This window comes from Bacillus sp. WC2507, assembly GCF_052656125.1.
This window is the reverse complement of the sequence record NZ_JBQXPN010000001.1, coordinates 2817777-2834516: the sequence shown is the minus strand read 5'-3', so window position 1 is coordinate 2834516 and position 16740 is coordinate 2817777. Positions and strand designations below refer to the sequence as shown.

General features: G+C 32.6%; 28 protein-coding genes. 8 read left to right on the top strand and 20 right to left on the bottom strand.

Translation table 11 applies throughout. The features are described from left to right. Positions 1-4: 4 nt before the first annotated feature. From ACUN28_RS15135 to ACUN28_RS15105, 7 genes are all read right to left on the bottom strand, one after another. On the bottom strand, positions 5-514 hold the full coding sequence (locus ACUN28_RS15135) for a 2'-5' RNA ligase family protein (protein ID WP_001259230.1): 510 nt from the start codon (positions 512-514) through the stop codon (positions 5-7). A 117-nt stretch (positions 515-631) separates the two neighbouring features. Then, a complete protein-coding gene (locus tag ACUN28_RS15130) occupies positions 632-1111 on the bottom strand; it encodes a CcdC family protein (protein ID WP_016087454.1) in 480 nt (159 codons plus the stop codon). Between the two features lie 40 nt (positions 1112-1151). Beyond that, a complete protein-coding gene (locus tag ACUN28_RS15125; RefSeq protein ID WP_000153896.1) occupies positions 1152-1823 on the bottom strand; it encodes a DUF4052 family protein in 672 nt (223 codons plus the stop codon). Beyond that, entirely contained in the window at positions 1820-2692 is an 873-nt protein-coding gene (locus tag ACUN28_RS15120; RefSeq protein WP_016087453.1) for an ATP-binding cassette domain-containing protein, read from the bottom strand. Before ACUN28_RS15120 ends, ACUN28_RS15125 begins: the two co-directional genes overlap by 4 nt. Then, a complete protein-coding gene (locus tag ACUN28_RS15115; protein ID WP_000805194.1) occupies positions 2689-3069 on the bottom strand; it encodes a GntR family transcriptional regulator in 381 nt (126 codons plus the stop codon). Before ACUN28_RS15115 ends, ACUN28_RS15120 begins: the two co-directional genes overlap by 4 nt. Positions 3070-3195: 126 nt before the next feature. Next, on the bottom strand, positions 3196-3684 hold the full coding sequence (locus ACUN28_RS15110) for a DinB family protein (protein ID WP_016087452.1): 489 nt from the start codon (positions 3682-3684) through the stop codon (positions 3196-3198). Between the two features lie 23 nt (positions 3685-3707). Continuing rightward, positions 3708-4292 (bottom strand): DUF4825 domain-containing protein, encoded by a 585-nt coding sequence (locus ACUN28_RS15105; RefSeq protein ID WP_016087451.1) that lies wholly within the window; start codon positions 4290-4292, stop codon positions 3708-3710. Between the two features lie 440 nt (positions 4293-4732). Here ACUN28_RS15105 and ACUN28_RS15100 point away from each other — a divergent pair, with 440 nt between their 5' ends. The 7 genes from ACUN28_RS15100 to ACUN28_RS15070 are packed head-to-tail and all read left to right on the top strand — an operon-like array spanning position 4733 to position 5886. Beyond that, the gene (locus tag ACUN28_RS15100) at positions 4733-4873 is read left to right on the top strand and encodes a YrzI family small protein (protein WP_000156197.1); all 141 of its coding nucleotides are present in this window, start codon (positions 4733-4735) and stop codon (positions 4871-4873) included. Between the two features lie 27 nt (positions 4874-4900). Further along, a complete protein-coding gene (locus tag ACUN28_RS15095; RefSeq protein WP_000142720.1) occupies positions 4901-5044 on the top strand; it encodes a YrzI family small protein in 144 nt (47 codons plus the stop codon). Between the two features lie 28 nt (positions 5045-5072). Then, positions 5073-5216 carry a YrzI family small protein gene (locus tag ACUN28_RS15090; RefSeq protein WP_016087450.1) on the top strand — a complete coding sequence of 48 codons (144 nt, stop codon included), beginning with the start codon at positions 5073-5075 and terminating at the stop codon, positions 5214-5216. Positions 5217-5241: 25 nt separating this feature from the next. After that, entirely contained in the window at positions 5242-5385 is a 144-nt protein-coding gene (locus ACUN28_RS15085; RefSeq protein ID WP_064460344.1) for a YrzI family small protein, read from the top strand. 25 nt (positions 5386-5410) lie between these two features. After that, positions 5411-5554, top strand: coding sequence for a YrzI family small protein (locus tag ACUN28_RS15080; RefSeq protein WP_000668971.1), 144 nt, complete (start codon positions 5411-5413; stop codon positions 5552-5554). Between the two features lie 25 nt (positions 5555-5579). Beyond that, positions 5580-5720 (top strand): YrzI family small protein, encoded by a 141-nt coding sequence (locus ACUN28_RS15075; protein WP_000669812.1) that lies wholly within the window; start codon positions 5580-5582, stop codon positions 5718-5720. Positions 5721-5745: 25 nt separating this feature from the next. Further along, entirely contained in the window at positions 5746-5886 is a 141-nt protein-coding gene (locus ACUN28_RS15070) for a YrzI family small protein (RefSeq protein ID WP_000668506.1), read from the top strand. A 241-nt stretch (positions 5887-6127) separates the two neighbouring features. Here the strand turns inward: ACUN28_RS15070 and ACUN28_RS15065 are convergent, their stop codons facing one another. After that, entirely contained in the window at positions 6128-7213 is a 1086-nt protein-coding gene (locus ACUN28_RS15065) for an AI-2E family transporter (protein WP_016087449.1), read from the bottom strand. A 149-nt stretch (positions 7214-7362) separates the two neighbouring features. On the opposite strand from ACUN28_RS15065, the gene ACUN28_RS15060 reads away from it, so the two are divergent. Continuing rightward, complete coding sequence (locus ACUN28_RS15060) at positions 7363-8184, top strand: HNH endonuclease (protein ID WP_016087448.1); 822 nt, start codon at positions 7363-7365, stop codon at positions 8182-8184. 228 nt (positions 8185-8412) lie between these two features. On the opposite strand, the gene ACUN28_RS15055 is transcribed toward ACUN28_RS15060, so the two are convergent. The 12 genes from ACUN28_RS15055 to ACUN28_RS15000 form a co-directional block, all read right to left on the bottom strand. Next, entirely contained in the window at positions 8413-8505 is a 93-nt protein-coding gene (locus tag ACUN28_RS15055; protein WP_001289320.1) for a putative holin-like toxin, read from the bottom strand. A gap of 136 nt (positions 8506-8641) precedes the next feature. Continuing rightward, positions 8642-8851 carry a hypothetical protein gene (locus ACUN28_RS15050; protein WP_016087447.1) on the bottom strand — a complete coding sequence of 70 codons (210 nt, stop codon included), beginning with the start codon at positions 8849-8851 and terminating at the stop codon, positions 8642-8644. After that, a complete protein-coding gene (locus tag ACUN28_RS15045; protein ID WP_016087446.1) occupies positions 8844-9893 on the bottom strand; it encodes a hypothetical protein in 1050 nt (349 codons plus the stop codon). Before ACUN28_RS15045 ends, ACUN28_RS15050 begins: the two co-directional genes overlap by 8 nt. A gap of 12 nt (positions 9894-9905) precedes the next feature. Continuing rightward, the gene (locus ACUN28_RS15040; RefSeq protein WP_016087445.1) at positions 9906-10379 is read right to left on the bottom strand and encodes a tetratricopeptide repeat protein; all 474 of its coding nucleotides are present in this window, start codon (positions 10377-10379) and stop codon (positions 9906-9908) included. A gap of 137 nt (positions 10380-10516) precedes the next feature. Further along, positions 10517-11206: a phosphopantothenoylcysteine decarboxylase domain-containing protein gene (locus ACUN28_RS15035; protein ID WP_016087444.1), complete on the bottom strand. Its 690-nt coding sequence runs from the start codon at positions 11204-11206 to the stop codon at positions 10517-10519. A gap of 15 nt (positions 11207-11221) precedes the next feature. Beyond that, a complete protein-coding gene (locus ACUN28_RS15030; RefSeq protein ID WP_141533964.1) occupies positions 11222-12019 on the bottom strand; it encodes an aminoglycoside N(3)-acetyltransferase in 798 nt (265 codons plus the stop codon). A gap of 216 nt (positions 12020-12235) precedes the next feature. After that, entirely contained in the window at positions 12236-13483 is a 1248-nt protein-coding gene (locus tag ACUN28_RS15025; protein WP_016087442.1) for a glutathionylspermidine synthase family protein, read from the bottom strand. Positions 13484-13503: 20 nt separating this feature from the next. Then, positions 13504-14115 carry a hypothetical protein gene (locus tag ACUN28_RS15020; RefSeq protein WP_016087441.1) on the bottom strand — a complete coding sequence of 204 codons (612 nt, stop codon included), beginning with the start codon at positions 14113-14115 and terminating at the stop codon, positions 13504-13506. Positions 14116-14227: 112 nt separating this feature from the next. Then, entirely contained in the window at positions 14228-14629 is a 402-nt protein-coding gene (locus ACUN28_RS15015; protein WP_016087440.1) for a GNAT family N-acetyltransferase, read from the bottom strand. Positions 14630-14685: 56 nt separating this feature from the next. Beyond that, positions 14686-15624, bottom strand: coding sequence for a DMT family transporter (locus tag ACUN28_RS15010; protein WP_016087439.1), 939 nt, complete (start codon positions 15622-15624; stop codon positions 14686-14688). Between the two features lie 69 nt (positions 15625-15693). Then, entirely contained in the window at positions 15694-16215 is a 522-nt protein-coding gene (locus tag ACUN28_RS15005; RefSeq protein WP_016087438.1) for a DinB family protein, read from the bottom strand. 15 nt (positions 16216-16230) lie between these two features. Beyond that, a complete protein-coding gene (locus ACUN28_RS15000) occupies positions 16231-16731 on the bottom strand; it encodes a GNAT family N-acetyltransferase (protein ID WP_016087437.1) in 501 nt (166 codons plus the stop codon). Positions 16732-16740 lie beyond the last annotated feature (9 nt).

Here is a 16740-nt window from a genome sequence, read left to right as displayed (position 1 = left end):
TTTGTCAGCCTTTTTTCAACGGCACTTCAAATTCAATAATTGATTCTCCGTTCTTCCCAATTCGCTCTACACTAATTCTATCAATTACACATTGCAACTTTTCAGGGAAACTATGAATATCCTTAGCTACTTCAGCAGCTAACTCAACACTTTCTTTTCTCCCGACTGTTACATGCGGTATGTACGGAATATCTTCTTTCAAAAATTGTATTAAAGGTCCTGTATAGAGCATATCATGTAGTTCTTCTATTTGTTCTTTCCCTCCCTCAACTTCTAAAAACAAATAGTTTCCTACATTAGTGATACGATTTGCAAACTCAATTTCAATTTTGCCTACCCCTTTTGATACATTAAAAATATGAGATTTTAATTCATCATTTGAAATATTACTCTTAAATGGAAATACGATTGTTATATGTGGTGGAATTAATCCAAATAAAGAATCATGTTTTTGTCTAATGTTCTCTATTTTATTGATGGACATGTTATTTAGAAAAACTAAAATTGTACGCATTTTTATACCCTCTACTTTCCCTCATCTTAATTTGTATCATATTCTATGACAGCCTTGCACTTCAACAAATAGTTTTGCTTACATGTAAAAATAAAAAACTTCTCAAATGAGAAGTTTTCATATAGCATGATTACTATTTTCCCGCCAAACTTTCCTAAACTTTATATAACAAGCAATTCTCCACGGAATAATATACGATACTGCAACAACATAAAATAATAAACCAATCGTTTGCTGATCTAAGTCAACAATATATTGTCTTGAACCATATCTCAAAACGACAAGTGCAATAAAAGTAATTAAAAAAGCTGCACTTTTTTTCGTATAAATATTCCCATCATCTCTCCGCTCATAATTTGTTAATACTATAAGCGGCACAGCGAAAAGTACACCAATGAATACCGCTATAACTACTTGTAATATAGCTGGATGTACGGGACCTAAAAACCATACAATACCTGGTGTTAAAAATAGTAATGGCCATAAAATACGTTTTCCCGATCCCTTTATTGGCTTATGCATGGAGCGATAACGACGCCAAAATATTAGTAGTGCAATACATAAAAAGACTGTTATTAATGAAGAAGTATCTCCCATTTACTTTTCCTTCTCTCTAAAATAACAATCTAGTACTATTTTAAACCGTTCGTTCAAATGATACTTTACGAATAAATATACTACTAGTTATGATATAAAGAATAGTTAATCCGATTGAAATAACAGTAAAATAAGGAATGTCGATTAAAGATGCATCGTTTGTAAAAATTAAACCTTTTATCCCCGCTTCTCCATAAAGTACACTATTCATTGATAAGAAAAGTGTCCCACCAATCATAAGACCGATCCACTTAAATCTTTGCTTAAACACGACTACTAGTTGAAAGAAACATGCTGTCGTAACATAAAATAAAAATTGTAAAATAAATTGTTGTACCAATTGCTCCCAAAAGTTAACATTTACTACGTTATATTTTAAATCTTGTAAAAGCATAACTTGAAGAAATGAAAATAATGCAGATTGAAGTACAATATAACAAATTGCTCCGATAAAATATTGTGTTCTCGTTACACCGAATGAAACCGCTAAACGAAACAGCTCGTCTTGTATGATGAAAACACTTCCTACTATAAATATCATAATAGCTATTGAAGGATTATTGATAATTTCGGGTAAATAACCAATTTCCACTGCATTTATATGAGCAACATTTAAAGCTCCTTTTATTAATAAAGCTACAATCCAAAATATTAATAGTGCTTTATAATGAAAATTTATATGTAACTTTAACTGCTTCATTAATATCGTCATTTTACTTCACCACCAGTTATGTGAATAAATAATTTTTGTAATGTTATTCCATCAACTACTAATCCTAATTCTTCAATAGAGTCATAATCTTCATTAGACAATTTTTCCCATATAACAGCAATACCCTTATTTCCATAAACTTCTCGATTTAATACTTTTTTATTGATTGAGAACTCGTCCACTTTATCTTTTTGCCCTGAAATAATCTGAACTTGTTGTAATAAATCTTCCACCAATGATTGAACAACCAATCTTCCTTCTTTTATGATAATTACATCTTCAATAACATGAGTTACTTCTTCTACTAAATGTGTTGACAATATAATTGTTCGTGGATACTCACCGTAATCTTCTAGTAGTAGACTATAAAATAATTCACGGTGTGCTGCGTCTAAACCTGTAGTTGGTTCATCAAAAATAGTAATTGGTGCTCTACTTGCTAATCCTTGAATAATTCCTACGACTGTTTGCATACCATGGGATAGTTTATGGTATTTCTCTGTCATATTCAGCTGAAATTTATCTGCCAGTTCTTCAGCATAAGCTCCATCCCAATTTTTATAAAACATGCTACACATCTTAAAAAATTCTTTTACTTTATAACTTAAATGAGCCTCTTCTTTTACTCTAACAAAACAAATATTTTGCATCGCTTTACTATTTTCAAATACATTTTCACCAAATACAGATACGCTTCCACTACTCGAAATAATTTGTCCTGCTAGTAAGTTTAATAAAGTCGTTTTCCCTGCTCCGTTCCTTCCAAGCAAACCATATATTTTATGCTCTTCCAATGAAATCGTTACTTCATTTACAGCTATTTTCTTTTTATATTTTTTCGTTAACTCTAACGTTTCAAGTGCAATCATCCCTCTTTCCCCTCCTTCGTAATTTTTTGAATCATATCCATCAATTCATCTTTTGATATTTCTAGCACTTTCGCTTCTTCCCACACTTTAGGTAAATATTCGGTCATAAAAGTGTTTTGTCTTTTTTTTAGTACAACTTCTTTCGCTCCCTTTGCAACAAACATCCCGATCCCTCTCTTTTTATATAAAATCCCTTCATCCACTAATACATTTACCCCTTTAGCTGCAGTAGCTGGATTTATTTGTAACATCTTCGCAAATTGATTTGTTGATGGAACTTGTTCTTCTTCAAGCAATATGTCTTTTAAAATATCAGATTCGATTGTTTCTGCAATTTGTAAGTATATTAATTTATTTTGCTCTAGAGTAGGTTTCACAATTTCACCACCTTAGGTTCATAGGTTCATTACTTATGTAATTAACCATATCACATTAAAATATTTATTTCCATAAATTTCTTTTATAAAAAAAGAAAGTCATTCGTTTAAGAATGACTCTCTTTTCTAAAATTTCAAATTTTCAACTCTTGTTCTCAAATTCTTTTCATTTATACCATTTTGACAAAAGTTAAATTGTTGTCCTTTTATTGACTTTGTACGATCTACTATTTGCCCTAAATGATAACTTGTGTGCTCCACTAAATGTAATAAACTATGTAGATCAATATGCCCTTTTTCTGCAAAAGCTTGTATAAATGCTTTTCCCCACTCATCAAATATTTCTTCAAAAGTTTTTATCAAAACTTCAGTATGTTGTCGTTTTACTGGAAAATACTCCTCGATTCCCTTTTCAAAAACTATATTTGGATTTTTATAACGAATAGTATTTCTCTGTATATGTTCACAAATATGCAATACGATTCCACCAATTGAATTAACAGAGTTCCCTTGCTTCCACAAATCTTCTTCACTAACGAGGCTAATTGCCTGTATTAACTTAGGTAAATAATGATCCTGCATTCTATGATAAGAAATTTTGTATACTAACTCCATCTTTGTCCCTCCAATTATTTCGACTACTTTATTGGATATTTAACAAATAAAGATTTTCGGAAATCTTTATCATTCACAAACCTATTAATTTTTTTGTTATTATCATTAAGGAACTTTACTACTTTGTTTTTATCCCATAAATTATCTTCTTTTGGAAAATCATCAAATTTTTCATACAGGACTGATAGTATTTCTTCTCTTTTTATCGTGAAGTTTTTATTTTCTAATTGAAACTCGTAACCTTTTGCATTTGGTACTAAAATCGCAAAATAAATAACGTTAAAGAGAAAATTCTTCTTCATCGTATCCTTACCATCAAACCAATACGTCTCAACCATGTCTTCTGTAAGTGGTCCATTCTCTTTTGCACCATAGTACACCTTTATACTTTCATTCTCTAAACTTATACTTTGAAATGTTTCACCACCGGGTAAATGATTAACAATTGCAACTACATCTGAGTTATTACCAACGTATGTCCCCGCATATTTTTTAAAATCACTTGGTTCCATATCTGATATTTCTTTTATTCTTTCTCCGCTAGAACAAGCAGTAACAAATAAAAAAATTGTTAGCATAACAACCACATTACGATGCATATATTTCATTTAGCAGCCCCCATTCTTATCAACATTTCGTTAATTACAATACTTCTTCTCAAAACCCTTTAAAATATACGCATTTTAATCAAAATTAAAAATTTTCAATTTTCATGTTTACAATTATCCATTAATTGTATATACTTACTAACGTAAGAAAAAAATTCTAAAAGGAGGTCGAAGGAAATGATGAAATTACAATTACATGCTTTAACTTTAGCATTAACTGCATCTGTGTTTTCTGGACAATTAAATATGAATTCGACCACCCTAATGGAGAATTGAAAATCGTACATTATTTCTATTAATTCATAAATTCGCCACAGGAGGTCGTATACTTTCCTGTGGCTTTTTCACGCCTGGCCATAGGAGAACTATATCTTCCTGTGGCTTTTTTGTGCAATTTTTTAGTCACTTACATTATTTTTCAAAGAAAGGAGCAACATTCGATGACTATTAGCGTATTGTTTTTAAGTATTACGATTCAAAGAAATACAATTTCTAAAGGTGAAATTCTTCATAATGAGCAAATTGAAAAAGCTATGAATGATGTTAAGGAGCGCCAAGCGCTTTATTGTGATCACCTGTAATTCCTTTTCGAAAGGAGGAATTCATTTATGACTTTTCATATTTTCTTTTTTACGACTGTACTTCAGAAAAACACTTTATCTGAAGATGAAATCTTTCGTAAACAACAATTAAAACAACTGACTGATAAAATGACTGACATTAAAAGTTCTTACTATACGCAAATGTATTAAAAATATATTTTTAAGGAGCAATATCTTAATGAAATTTAAAGCATTCTTTTTAACCATCACCATTCAAAAACGTGAGCTTTCACAGAATGAGATTTTGCGTGAGCAACACATTCAAACTATTATGAACGAAGTAAAAGAGCATCAAGCCTCTTATTACACACGTCTTTTCTAAATCATTTATAAAGGGGTATTATCTAATGAAATTTAAAGCATTCTTTTTAACAATTACCATTCAAAAACGTAAGCTTTCACAGAATGAGATTTTACATGAACAACACGTTCAAAACATTATGGATGATGTAAAAGAGCGTCAAGCTTCTTATTACACACGTCTTTTCTAAATCATTTATAAAGGGGTATTATCTAATGAAATTTAAAGCATTCTTTTTAACAATTACCATTCAAAAACGTAAGCTTTCACAGAATGAGATTTTACATGAACAACACGTTCAAAACATTATGGATGATGTAAAAGAGCGTCAAGCTTCTTATTACAGCCGTCTTTTCTAATTAACTTATAAAGGGGTATTATCTAATGAAATTTAAAGTATTCTTTTTAACGATTACCATTCAAAAAACTAAGTTCTCAGACAGCGAGATATTGCATGACCATCAAATTAATAAAGCTATGGAAGATGTAAAAGAACGTCAAAGTCACTACTGTAGCCATTTATAGTTCCTTTCGAAAGGAGGAATGTATCATGAAATTTCACCTTTTCTTTTTAACAATTACAGTCCAGAAAAAAAGCCTTTCTGAAGCTGAATTACAACAAGAACAACAATACAAAAAGATTATGGACGAAATTCGAGATCGTAGAAGCGAATACTACTCTCACCTATAATTCTTTAAACATATAAAAATTGAAAGGAGTCGATTATGATGTTGATAGTACGTTGTAAGGAAATGATTTGGATAGTTCAGAGGGATTCCACATAGTTTTATAGAGCTTATATCACACAAGTTTACTGCTAAATTTGATATATAAAAAACATATAATAAAATTACATTAAAACACTTTTTAATATCCTTTAACAAACAAAGATACACCACTTAAAAAAGCGGTGTATCTTTCTCAACTTATACTATTTTCGATTACTTCGTTTCGTCTTAAACAATCTCACTAAATTCGATACAACTGTTTTTGTTACTGCATAAACTGGCACTGCTAAAATCATTCCGATAATTCCCGCAAAGTTCCCTACCCCTAAAATTAAAATAATAATTGTTAGCGGGTGGATATTTAATTTTGAACTCATAATACGCGGTGAAATGATGTTACTTTCAAACTGTTGTACAATTGTTACGATAATAATTACGTACAACGCTTGCATCGGAGATACGAACAGACCTACAATAACAGCTGGTGCTGCACCGATAAATGGACCTAAGTTTGGAATGATATTTGTAAATGCTGCTATAATTCCTAAAACGAAAGCGTACGGTAAATCGATAATTAAATAACCGATAAAAGTAAACGCACCTACAAATATACAAACGAGCGCTTGCCCTTGAATATATGCAGATAATGTTTCATTCGTTTCCTTAATAATGCGAAGCCCCTCTTCACGGTAAGACTCTGGTAATAGGCTTACTGCTTTACCTGGAAAGGCATGTCCATCTTTAAACATATAAAATAAAATGAACGGCACTGTAAATATAACTAATGCAACGTTCGTAATAATACCAAATAAAGCCGTTGCACTCGACGTAATTGTGTTTGGTATATCCTTTAAGTATTCAATCGCATTTTTTTCAATTGTTTCAATGGAAACATAATTTTGTGTAGATAACCATTCAAATAGTCTGTGATGGGATAAATCTTGTATGTATACTTTTCCCTCTTTAATATAACCCGGCATATTTTTCACTAAATCCATTAGCTGTTGTGAGATCGTTGGAACAACTACTCCAATACCAACCGCAGTTAATGATATGATAAAAAGATATAACAGTAAAATCGCTAAATTTCTAGGTACTTTTTTATTCTCCAAAAAGACTAACAGAGGATTAAAAATAAAGTATAAAAATAAAGCAATTAAGATGGGGAAAAACAACGTTGATATGAAGATACCAATCGGCTGAAATAGAAACGATATTTTTGTGCAAATAAATATGATTCCTACAACCATTAGCACTTCTAATGTCCAAAAGTGCACTTTCGATTTCAAAAAAACGTCCTCCTTTAAACTAGCACTTCTCTTCATTGTACCAAAATAAGCAAGAATTTCACATAATATTTTCCTTTACAATATTCCAAAATACCAATAAATAAACTACAATGAGAATACATACAAATTTGCAGGTAAAGGTGATAAATATGACACAATGCATCATTTGCAGGAAAGATACAAAAGAACTTAGTGAACAATATGTCATTCCAGAAATATTATGTGGATATTATTTCACAAATTCAATTTGTGATACTTGTCATGAACAAATGACAACAACTATTGACCGTCCCTTAATTCGGCATAAATTAAGTCAATATAAGATTGAGCAAATGAAAAAACAAATTGATTCCCCGCTCTATACGAATGAACATGGTGAGGAACTTGCAGCTGCTGAGACAGATGTTGTTGAAGTAAGTGATGAAATACTTTATTCCAATGCATTAATTATGAAACTTTGTAAAAAGCACGATATTTCACTACATAATGAAATTTGGAAGGAAGAACGTGTAACGAAAGTAGCTAGCTCTATTCAACGTGAATTACTTTTAGATAACCGTAAATACAAAATGAGTGTATTAAAAATGGCTTATACTTTCGCTGTACAAGCTGTTGATGGCTATTTTGAAGATCCAGATGCGATTGATATTTCTAACATTCTATCAAATGCCGATTTTATGGAATTAAAAGAAAAAAGTATAGTTCGTGATTTAAGTAAAAGTTCTTTATGGAATACATTAAATACAAATAGCGAGAACCATTACTTTATTTTATTAAGTGATAAAGATGGTCTGTTCTGTTTCATTCGTCTCTTTGATATATTTGACGTTGTCGTTCATTTATCAGAAAAGAGATATGAACTTTCATCTCCAATTGTCGGCGTAAATGATGTGAATAGGCAGGAATTTTATGTCCAAACTTTAAAACAGTATATGGATGGGCTATTTAGAGAAAAAAAACCTTCTATTTAATCGAAATCAGAACATACGGTCTCCTTTCTTGATGAAAAGACACTGTGTTATAATAAGTATGAAAAGAACAATACAATCACATAAACCGATTATTAATTGTATATAAATAAAAAAGACCAGTGTGCGGCTACACACTAGTCCACGTAACTTAACAGATTGGATTGTTCATTTATCCTATTTGTTTCTTACAAACAAAACAACCCACATTCTATTGGCATAGGTGGGTTGTTATTTTTTGAGCTTGTCTATTAAAACGACGACGAACGTTAACAATGCAACGAGAAACAGTCCACCCTGCAGTAGCAACGCTATTTCACTCACCTATTATCACCCCCCTCCTATTCGGAGAAGTGATAATTGAACAACCAACCGTACCTTAAGTTACTATTTAATTTTACCATATTTTCTAATAGTTTACGATGAAAACCCGCAAGTGAAATACTCGCGAGTTTGTTTATCACGTATTAACAGATAGTAAACAAAATGAAGCAAAACATAGGTGAAACTGCCTGTAAATGCCCGCTTCCCCATCTTCTAAACTACCACCAGGCAGATCATACCGACTTCTATATGGACCTTTAATTTTATCGATTACTAATATGTTATTGTTTTCGATACAAATGCCGTACACACCAAACGCGCGATGAAAATTAGTAGCATTATTCATGGTTCAATTTCTCCGTTACCACATCATAAAATTTCCGCTCCTCATCAACATTTAAGTGAACACGACTTACTGTTTTAGAAAATCCATATAACAATTGCGCTTTCACTGGCTCTTTTAGTGTTATTTCAAATGTTGGTGGTTCCTTTATAAATTCCAGCACAGTTGCGTCAAGAACCTCTTTTTCTTTCTTTAAAGGTTCTCCTTTATAAAACTTAATTTTATCAATTTGTGTAAATGGTATAACAATTTTCTTTCCTAATCCAATTTGAATAATCACTTTTTCTTCCATAACAATAATTGGATTTTTACGCATTGCTTGTATTTCAGCTAAAAAATAAAACATTGCATATACGTTTAAAATAAGTAACACCCGTGCTACAACTGGATTCCATTGATGAAGTAAATAATGAAAACCGATACTTTCTATTAAGGTTGCATGGATAATCATGATATATACACCTATTGCACCAGTCTTTTTGTGATATGAGTACATAGATTCACCTTCTGGTACTTTTACACGCCACGAAAAAAATGCATAATAGATTACCTTACACTCTGTTAAAATGACAGCTACTAACTTACTTCTTTTCATAGTAGCGTCAAATGCTGCATCAATTGCATAAGAAAATGAAGAATACTCACTTTTATATTCTTTATATCTTTTTATTATGTTAGGAAGCATTTTAACAATTTTATATAGAAGGAATAACTCTAAACATACAAAAGCAATCTCTCCCGCTATTACAATATAAGAAACGTATGAAAAAGCTTGTAAATAGTCTTTAGGAATAATAAACCTTGCAAATATATATCCGGCTATTACAACAGGAAATATATACGTTAACGAGTACCTTTTTCGAATAATAAAGAAATACGTAATGATTGGAATTACAAACATACAATCTAACAAAGAACCGAGAACTACTTCTTTCGGAGCAGCTGGTACAATCGGAAGAGCATACAATAGATAGTTTGATAACAAGATTAAAGATACGAGTCCAATCCAGATACCTTTTCGCCTTCGCGAAAGTGTGACACTCATACGTTCACTCCTCTATTTAAAAACCTCGTTTAAATGGTCTTTATAAAATGAAATAGCACGTTCAAATTCTTTAACTTCTTCTACTTTTACGACTGTTTCAAGTAATAATTTCATCGCGGATTCATGATCGTTTACATTATATTTTGCTAATGACAAAAACACTTTCATCACATCATTATCTGGAAACTGCTGTAAACCTGTTTCTAAAACTATAATTGCTTTGTCATACTCACCTATACAACGATATGTACTGCCTAAGCCAATATAAGCTCCGCAAAGTGACTCCCCTTCAAGACCGTTCGCAATTGCCTGTTCATAATAAGGCATAGCTTCCGTTTCAAGCCCCATCACATCATGTATCCAGGCGCATTGATAAAGTACTTCTGCATCCCTTGTAAAGTTTGTTAATCCAATGAGTATCTCTTTAGACTGCGCATATTTCTTTTCGTTCCGGAGTTTAATAGCTTGTTTTAATAAATGTTCCATAGAATTCACTCCTCACCGATTATTCTATGTATCCATCTTTAATGGTTAACGTTTGTGTAAAAGTAAAATTCCAATAAATTAACGTTTTGTTTACCTATATATACTATGCGGATTTACACTTATCCAAATACTTAAAATTAAAAAGCAGTAATGTGATTACATAGTACTTCTAACCTTTTGACAATTTCTTTCGCTGTTTCATCTTTCCCATTACACTGCTTCCCTTTTCCGTCTTGTCCAATTACGTAGTGTACCGCTCCGCGCGAATATAAAGAATGTGGTGAATTCGCAATCATTACACTCGCCTTTGCTTCTTCCATTCTATTTTTTGCTCTTTCAAACAGTTCTTCTTCATTTACATCGCTTTCAAGCTTAAAGCCTACAAGTACTGTTTCTGGATCCCACTTTTTTATTTGTTTTAATACTTTCGGTGCCTTTTGAAAATGAATAATTGGCGCTATATCACTTGAGATTTTTCCATTCATATCAAGAACATGCCCGTCTTGATCACAAATCTTGTCCACAATCCAATCTGATCCAGCCGCTGCCATAATGACTGCATCAACCTTTTCATGCGTAATGATACTTTTCATTTTATCTTTTAAATCAACAATTCCTTCAAATGGGTGTAATTCTAATTGATTATTTATATCGTTTGGTTTCTCGGCAAAATAACCGTGTAAATATATAACATGTGCCCCTTTATTAATAAGCTCTTCAGCAATTATTCTTCCAATTGTTCCTTTTGCCATATTCGTATGACCACGAACTTGGTCCCATTTTTCTAAACAACCACCACTTGTAATTAATACCTTTTTCCCCTTCATTGTAACCATCCCTTACTAATTTTTCTTACGAAACCATTCTGTTCCAAAGTCAACGATATCTCGTTGTTTCATAAGACGACACTTTGCGTTTCCTATTTTCCCCATTGTTACAGTACCCTTTTGCTCAAACTCTACACCGATTTCTACAAACCTTTCAGAATCATAATCCATATCAACAAACTCTTTCCATACTCTTTCCCCATTTTCTATAATAGGTGCTCCTACTTTTATTAACTCGCATGCACCAGAACGTACTTCAGATAAATGTACAGACGTATTGGAGTCATATCCAACACCAATTAATAATATGTACCCGTCTAAATCATATATTTTTCTTAATGGAGATTCCTCTCCTAAACTCATTGATAGTGATTGATTCATCGTTATTTCTTCTGCATGTTTTCCCCATGCAGCAAAACTCCCTAATGGATGATTGCTGCGAACTACATTCGGATATGTACGAAAACATTCAACTATTTCCCCCATGCCTCTTGTTGGTGTAATTCGTGGATCGTAAGCTGGGACATTATCACGGATAATCGGCCACCAGTCTTCAGGGACAGGCGGTCTTGACCAATGTTTTGGATCGGATAAATCTGAAGATTGCGTTGGCATAATGATCGTTCCTTCTTTTGTAACAACTTTCATTAATGCTTCAACTACCGCAACCGCCCCACCAGATATCCAGCCAATTGAACTTAGCGAAGAATGCACAATAACCGTCATTCCTTTTTCTAACCCTAATTTTCTTAAATCATTTGTAATTGTTTTGATTGTATTTGGCAATTGTGTACTTGCCACTATGTCATTCATTTTCACGATTGTTCCCCCATTTTATTTTAAACTACTACATACATATATTATCATATTTTTCTTAATTTTTAACTTAATCATTTTTATCTATATAGAAAATGGTAATAGATTGATTTTATATAACAAAAGAAGAAAAATGAAGACGTTACATCAAAACAATCAAAATACTATATATAAACAAAGAGCCCATCAAAAATGATAAGCTCTTTGTTTTATTTACCCTTCAATTGTAACCCCCGTAAACATCGATAAGTTTCCTGTTATTTTCTCACCTACACGTAAAAATAACCCTGCTGCTCTCCCGCTAATGCAGTGTGAACCAATTAATAGTTTACCAGTATATGGACCATCCCATGTGTCAATTGTATAGTCAGGCATTTCTATATATTGCTGATATATTTTCCGTTGTTCAAAGTAATATTCTGTTTTATCTTCAGCTAATAGTTCATCATTTGCCAATATAGATACCCCTCCGCCTTCACGGCCGTATAAAGGTTTAGAAACATATGATTCATTTTTTTCTATAAATGGTTTATTTGTAAAATATGTCGGCAAGAAGTAATTCTGAATGATTCCTCGTTCTTCTTCCTCAAAGAAAACTTCCTCTTCGTAAAGTTGCCAAATTAATGCGAGTATACTTTTATTTTGCATTAGAAAAGCAGCCGGTGGATTAATGATTTTCACTCTTCCTTGCGCTATATGATCTAAAAACTGGAGTCCAATTCTTTTTCCATTTTTATCAGCATCTGAAACTAAATATTCAATTGGATATAGTCTATATAAATAATGGATTCGTTCACCATTTGGCGTATATATACCATCATCTGCAACGACAATATCTTGTATACCTATATAATCCGTTGATTGATCTAAGCAATATCTTCTTAAAAACTGCACTGTTTGATGGTCTTCATCGTGCCAATCATAACTAGCAAAATATATCGTCTCTTCAGGATCTATATTATAGTCATGTTTAATTTGTTCCCATGCCTGCACAATATGCTCTTCTATATGGTTTGGGTGATTTACATCATGATAACGACATAACACTTCATTTGCGACAGATGGTTCTAAATAACCTGTTGGTGTATCACAATTTACTTCTATTAATTTAATATCTTCACCATTTACGATAAAATCAAACCTTGTAAAATATGAAAACAAACCAGTATGTTTCATTCTCGCAATTTCCCACGTTTCAGCTGGAAATCCTAGTTTTTGAAAATCCTCTGTCGTATTGACAATATATTGATATGTTCTATATAACACATACATAATTTCTTCTGTCGCTTTTGAAATAGCCGTATAAGTTTTTATCGGCATACGATACATACCAGTTGCCATATATTGATTCCATTCTTCATTTTCTAATAGACTTGGCCAAGTAAATCCATTCCTACCAGCCTCTTCTGCAAGTGAAAACCATACTTTCATATACTCTTTCTGCTCTTGTTCTGTATACATTACTCCATTATCCTTTCATTTTAGGATCCCGCTGGCGCTTTTGCGTTTCCAATTCCACTTGAACCAGAATTCACTTTCGGCGTTTGTGTCGTAGATGATTTCGGCGTATTTGTATCTGGCGTCACTTTGTTTGATGGGTTTGGCTGTTGTTTATTTAAATCCACTTTATTGGAAGAATTATTATTGTTACTGTTAGTTCCGCCGTAATACCCTCCACCACCGCTGCCACCAGTTTTACGTTCTTCTTTTTCACGATATGAAATAACATTATTTGCATACGGTTTCTTCATTACATTTGGTTTTGCTGTATAATTCATATTTGAGGTTCTGCTTGCTAATAAATATCCTGCTACGAATGGAAGTATCGGTAAATGTGAGTTTTCATGATACGATGAAAATGAAGGATTAATTTCCTTACACAACTCATCTTTTTCTACATTTTCCATTGTTGGAGTTTTATCACCACAATTTAAAGTTTCTTGTTCATTCCCTTGCTTTGCACCATCTGTTTTAACAGCAGTACTTTCTTTCTGTGCAGTTTCTTCTTCATAATCACCACAGCCCGTTAATAAAAAAGATGACATCCCTATTGAAGTAGCGATTTTTATAAATTTACTTTTATCCATTCTCATATGTTATACACCCAATTTCTATTATCTATATTTTTCCAGATAACTTTATTATATAATGTAAATATTACTTTTTTCAAACTAAACACTATATGTACATTTGCATATATTCATACTATTTTTCCAAGTAACAATGAAACCTTTCAATCCCCGGATATTTTTCTCCTAAACTTTTAACCTGAAAACCAATTTTCTTATAAAATTCTACTGCCTCATCGTCTGTCTCTGCCTCGAGATAAGTCAATTGATGCATTCTTAATACGTCCTTTATCATTTGCAACGCAATTCCTTTATGACGATATTGCGGAAGGACTGCTATGTGGCATATTCTAGCTTTATTTGCTCCGATTATTTCAATACCTATGCAAGCTTTTTCTTCATATCTATGCAAAGTCCCTTTATTCCTTTCATAAAATAAAACTGCTTTCTTTAAGCTAGTTTCACTTGGACCAACTGTATACTGTAGTACATTTAAAATGGGATCTTTCTCAATTTGTTCAACGTGTTGCAAATTCATATCTTCATTCCTTTCTATGAAAAAAGATTAGCTCTTTATATAAAGAGCTAATCTCATCACGCAGTTATTTTTTCTTCTTTCTTCACAACGACCGCTACATAACTATGTAGGATCATCCCGATAATAACGAGGCTCATGCCAATCCAAGATAAAGATGACGGAATTGGCGCAGATAGCAAGATGAGTTCTCCTACTAGTGCAAATAAAACTTCACCTGACTGAGTTGCTTCTACTGTTGCTAGTTTTTGTGGATCATCTTTTACAAGATCTGTCGCAAAGAAAAATAATACCGTTGCGATTAAACCAGAACTAACTGCTACAATAAAACATTGGAAAACTTGGCTACTTGACGGTAATCCACCAGTTGATACTTCATAACCAGATAATAAAAACCAAAATGGTAAACTTGCTAATGTCATTCCGAGAACTCGCTGGAATACATCTAATTCCCCTTTACAAACTTGCATCATTTTTCGATTTCCAAGAGGATACGCAAACGCTGCAATAAGTACAGGAACTACACATAAAAGGGTTTCACGAATTCCTAATGAAGAAGCATGTTCTACTTGCATGAGTACAACACCAAATAAAATAATACCCGACATAACTAATTCCTTCATTGGAAGTTTTTTATGTAATGGGTCTACAGCAAAAAATGGTGTTAACAAAATCCCTGCGACGATCGTAATTTGCCATGTTGATGCAACGAGCCAACCAGGTCCAAAAGCTCCTGCAAAACTAAGTGGTGCATAAAAGAGACCAAATCCAACGATACTCCACACTAACCATTCTTTCGGATTATTTTTCATATATTGAAAGAGTTGCTTTAAGTTTCCTCTATACATGACAATAAGTAATAGCATTGGAACCATAAAGTAGTACCGTAATGATGCACTCCAAATCCAGCTTCCGCCTTCTAAGTCCATCGCGCGGTTTAAAACGAAGGTAAAGGCAAAGAAAAATGATGCCAATATCCCTATTGCAATAGCTTTCATTATAAAACCCCTTGTTTAGTTTCTTCTTATACTATACAACAAATTAAATATAATTAAAATTCGAAATCTTTATCTCGCATGTATTCTAGCTCTAAATAGTTTTCTTAACTGACTAATATGAGCTTGATGGTACCGATTATGATCGGCTATATGCCATATCCCCCACCTTATAGTCGCGTTTTCTCCCTTTTCGTAAAAAACTTCTCGTGTTAAATCATTTTCTGTTAGTTTCATACATGCCTCATAAAACATATGTTGCACAGCTTCATAATCTTGCATTAATTGTTGCAACGTCTGTTTTCTTAAACTTGGCAGCTCTCCTGCTTCATTTAACATAGGTCCATATATATTTTCATGTTCCAGTGGAACTGCTTCTCCTTTTACACGGTACACCCAATGTAAATCAACAACTGCTAAATGTTGAAGTAGTTGTCCAATGCTATTTTCATTATTTTCTAATCCTTTAAAGGACAGTTCTTTCTCATCAATACCTTCTACTAACTTTTGCAATCGATTAAATGTATCAGCAACTGTCGCATATAGAATTGCTACTTGCGGGTTCATATTTTTTTCTAAATGGAGATCTTTCATAATAAACTTCCTCTTTTAAAGGAACAAAACCATATGTTCATCATCACTATACACACCATTCATCTTTATAGCTCTCTTTTCAATCCCATACGTTTTAAAGCCCATTGATTCATACAACCTTTTTGCTGGATCGTTTGTGGATACAACACCTAAAGACAATTGTTCCAAGTTCATTTCTCTTGCTCTTTCAATTGCCTTACGTATTAATTCACGTGCAAGACCACTTCTTCGATTACTTGCATCTACATACATCGCAACGATATGACCTTTATGTTTATACGCCACTCTCTCTTCTGTTAGTAAAGTGACAACGCCAACTAATTGATGATCCTCATTAAAAGCACCGAATGTACAACTAGTAGTAGCTGTTAAATTACTTTCCACTCGCTTAATAGGATTCTCCTGGCGAATCGCCTCTTCATAAGTTGTTACAAAAGCCTCTGGGTTTACTTGTAATGCTTGTAAACGTAAGTCCCAATATTTTTTCGCATCTTCTTTCGTAAGTAATCGAATCATATTTCTCCA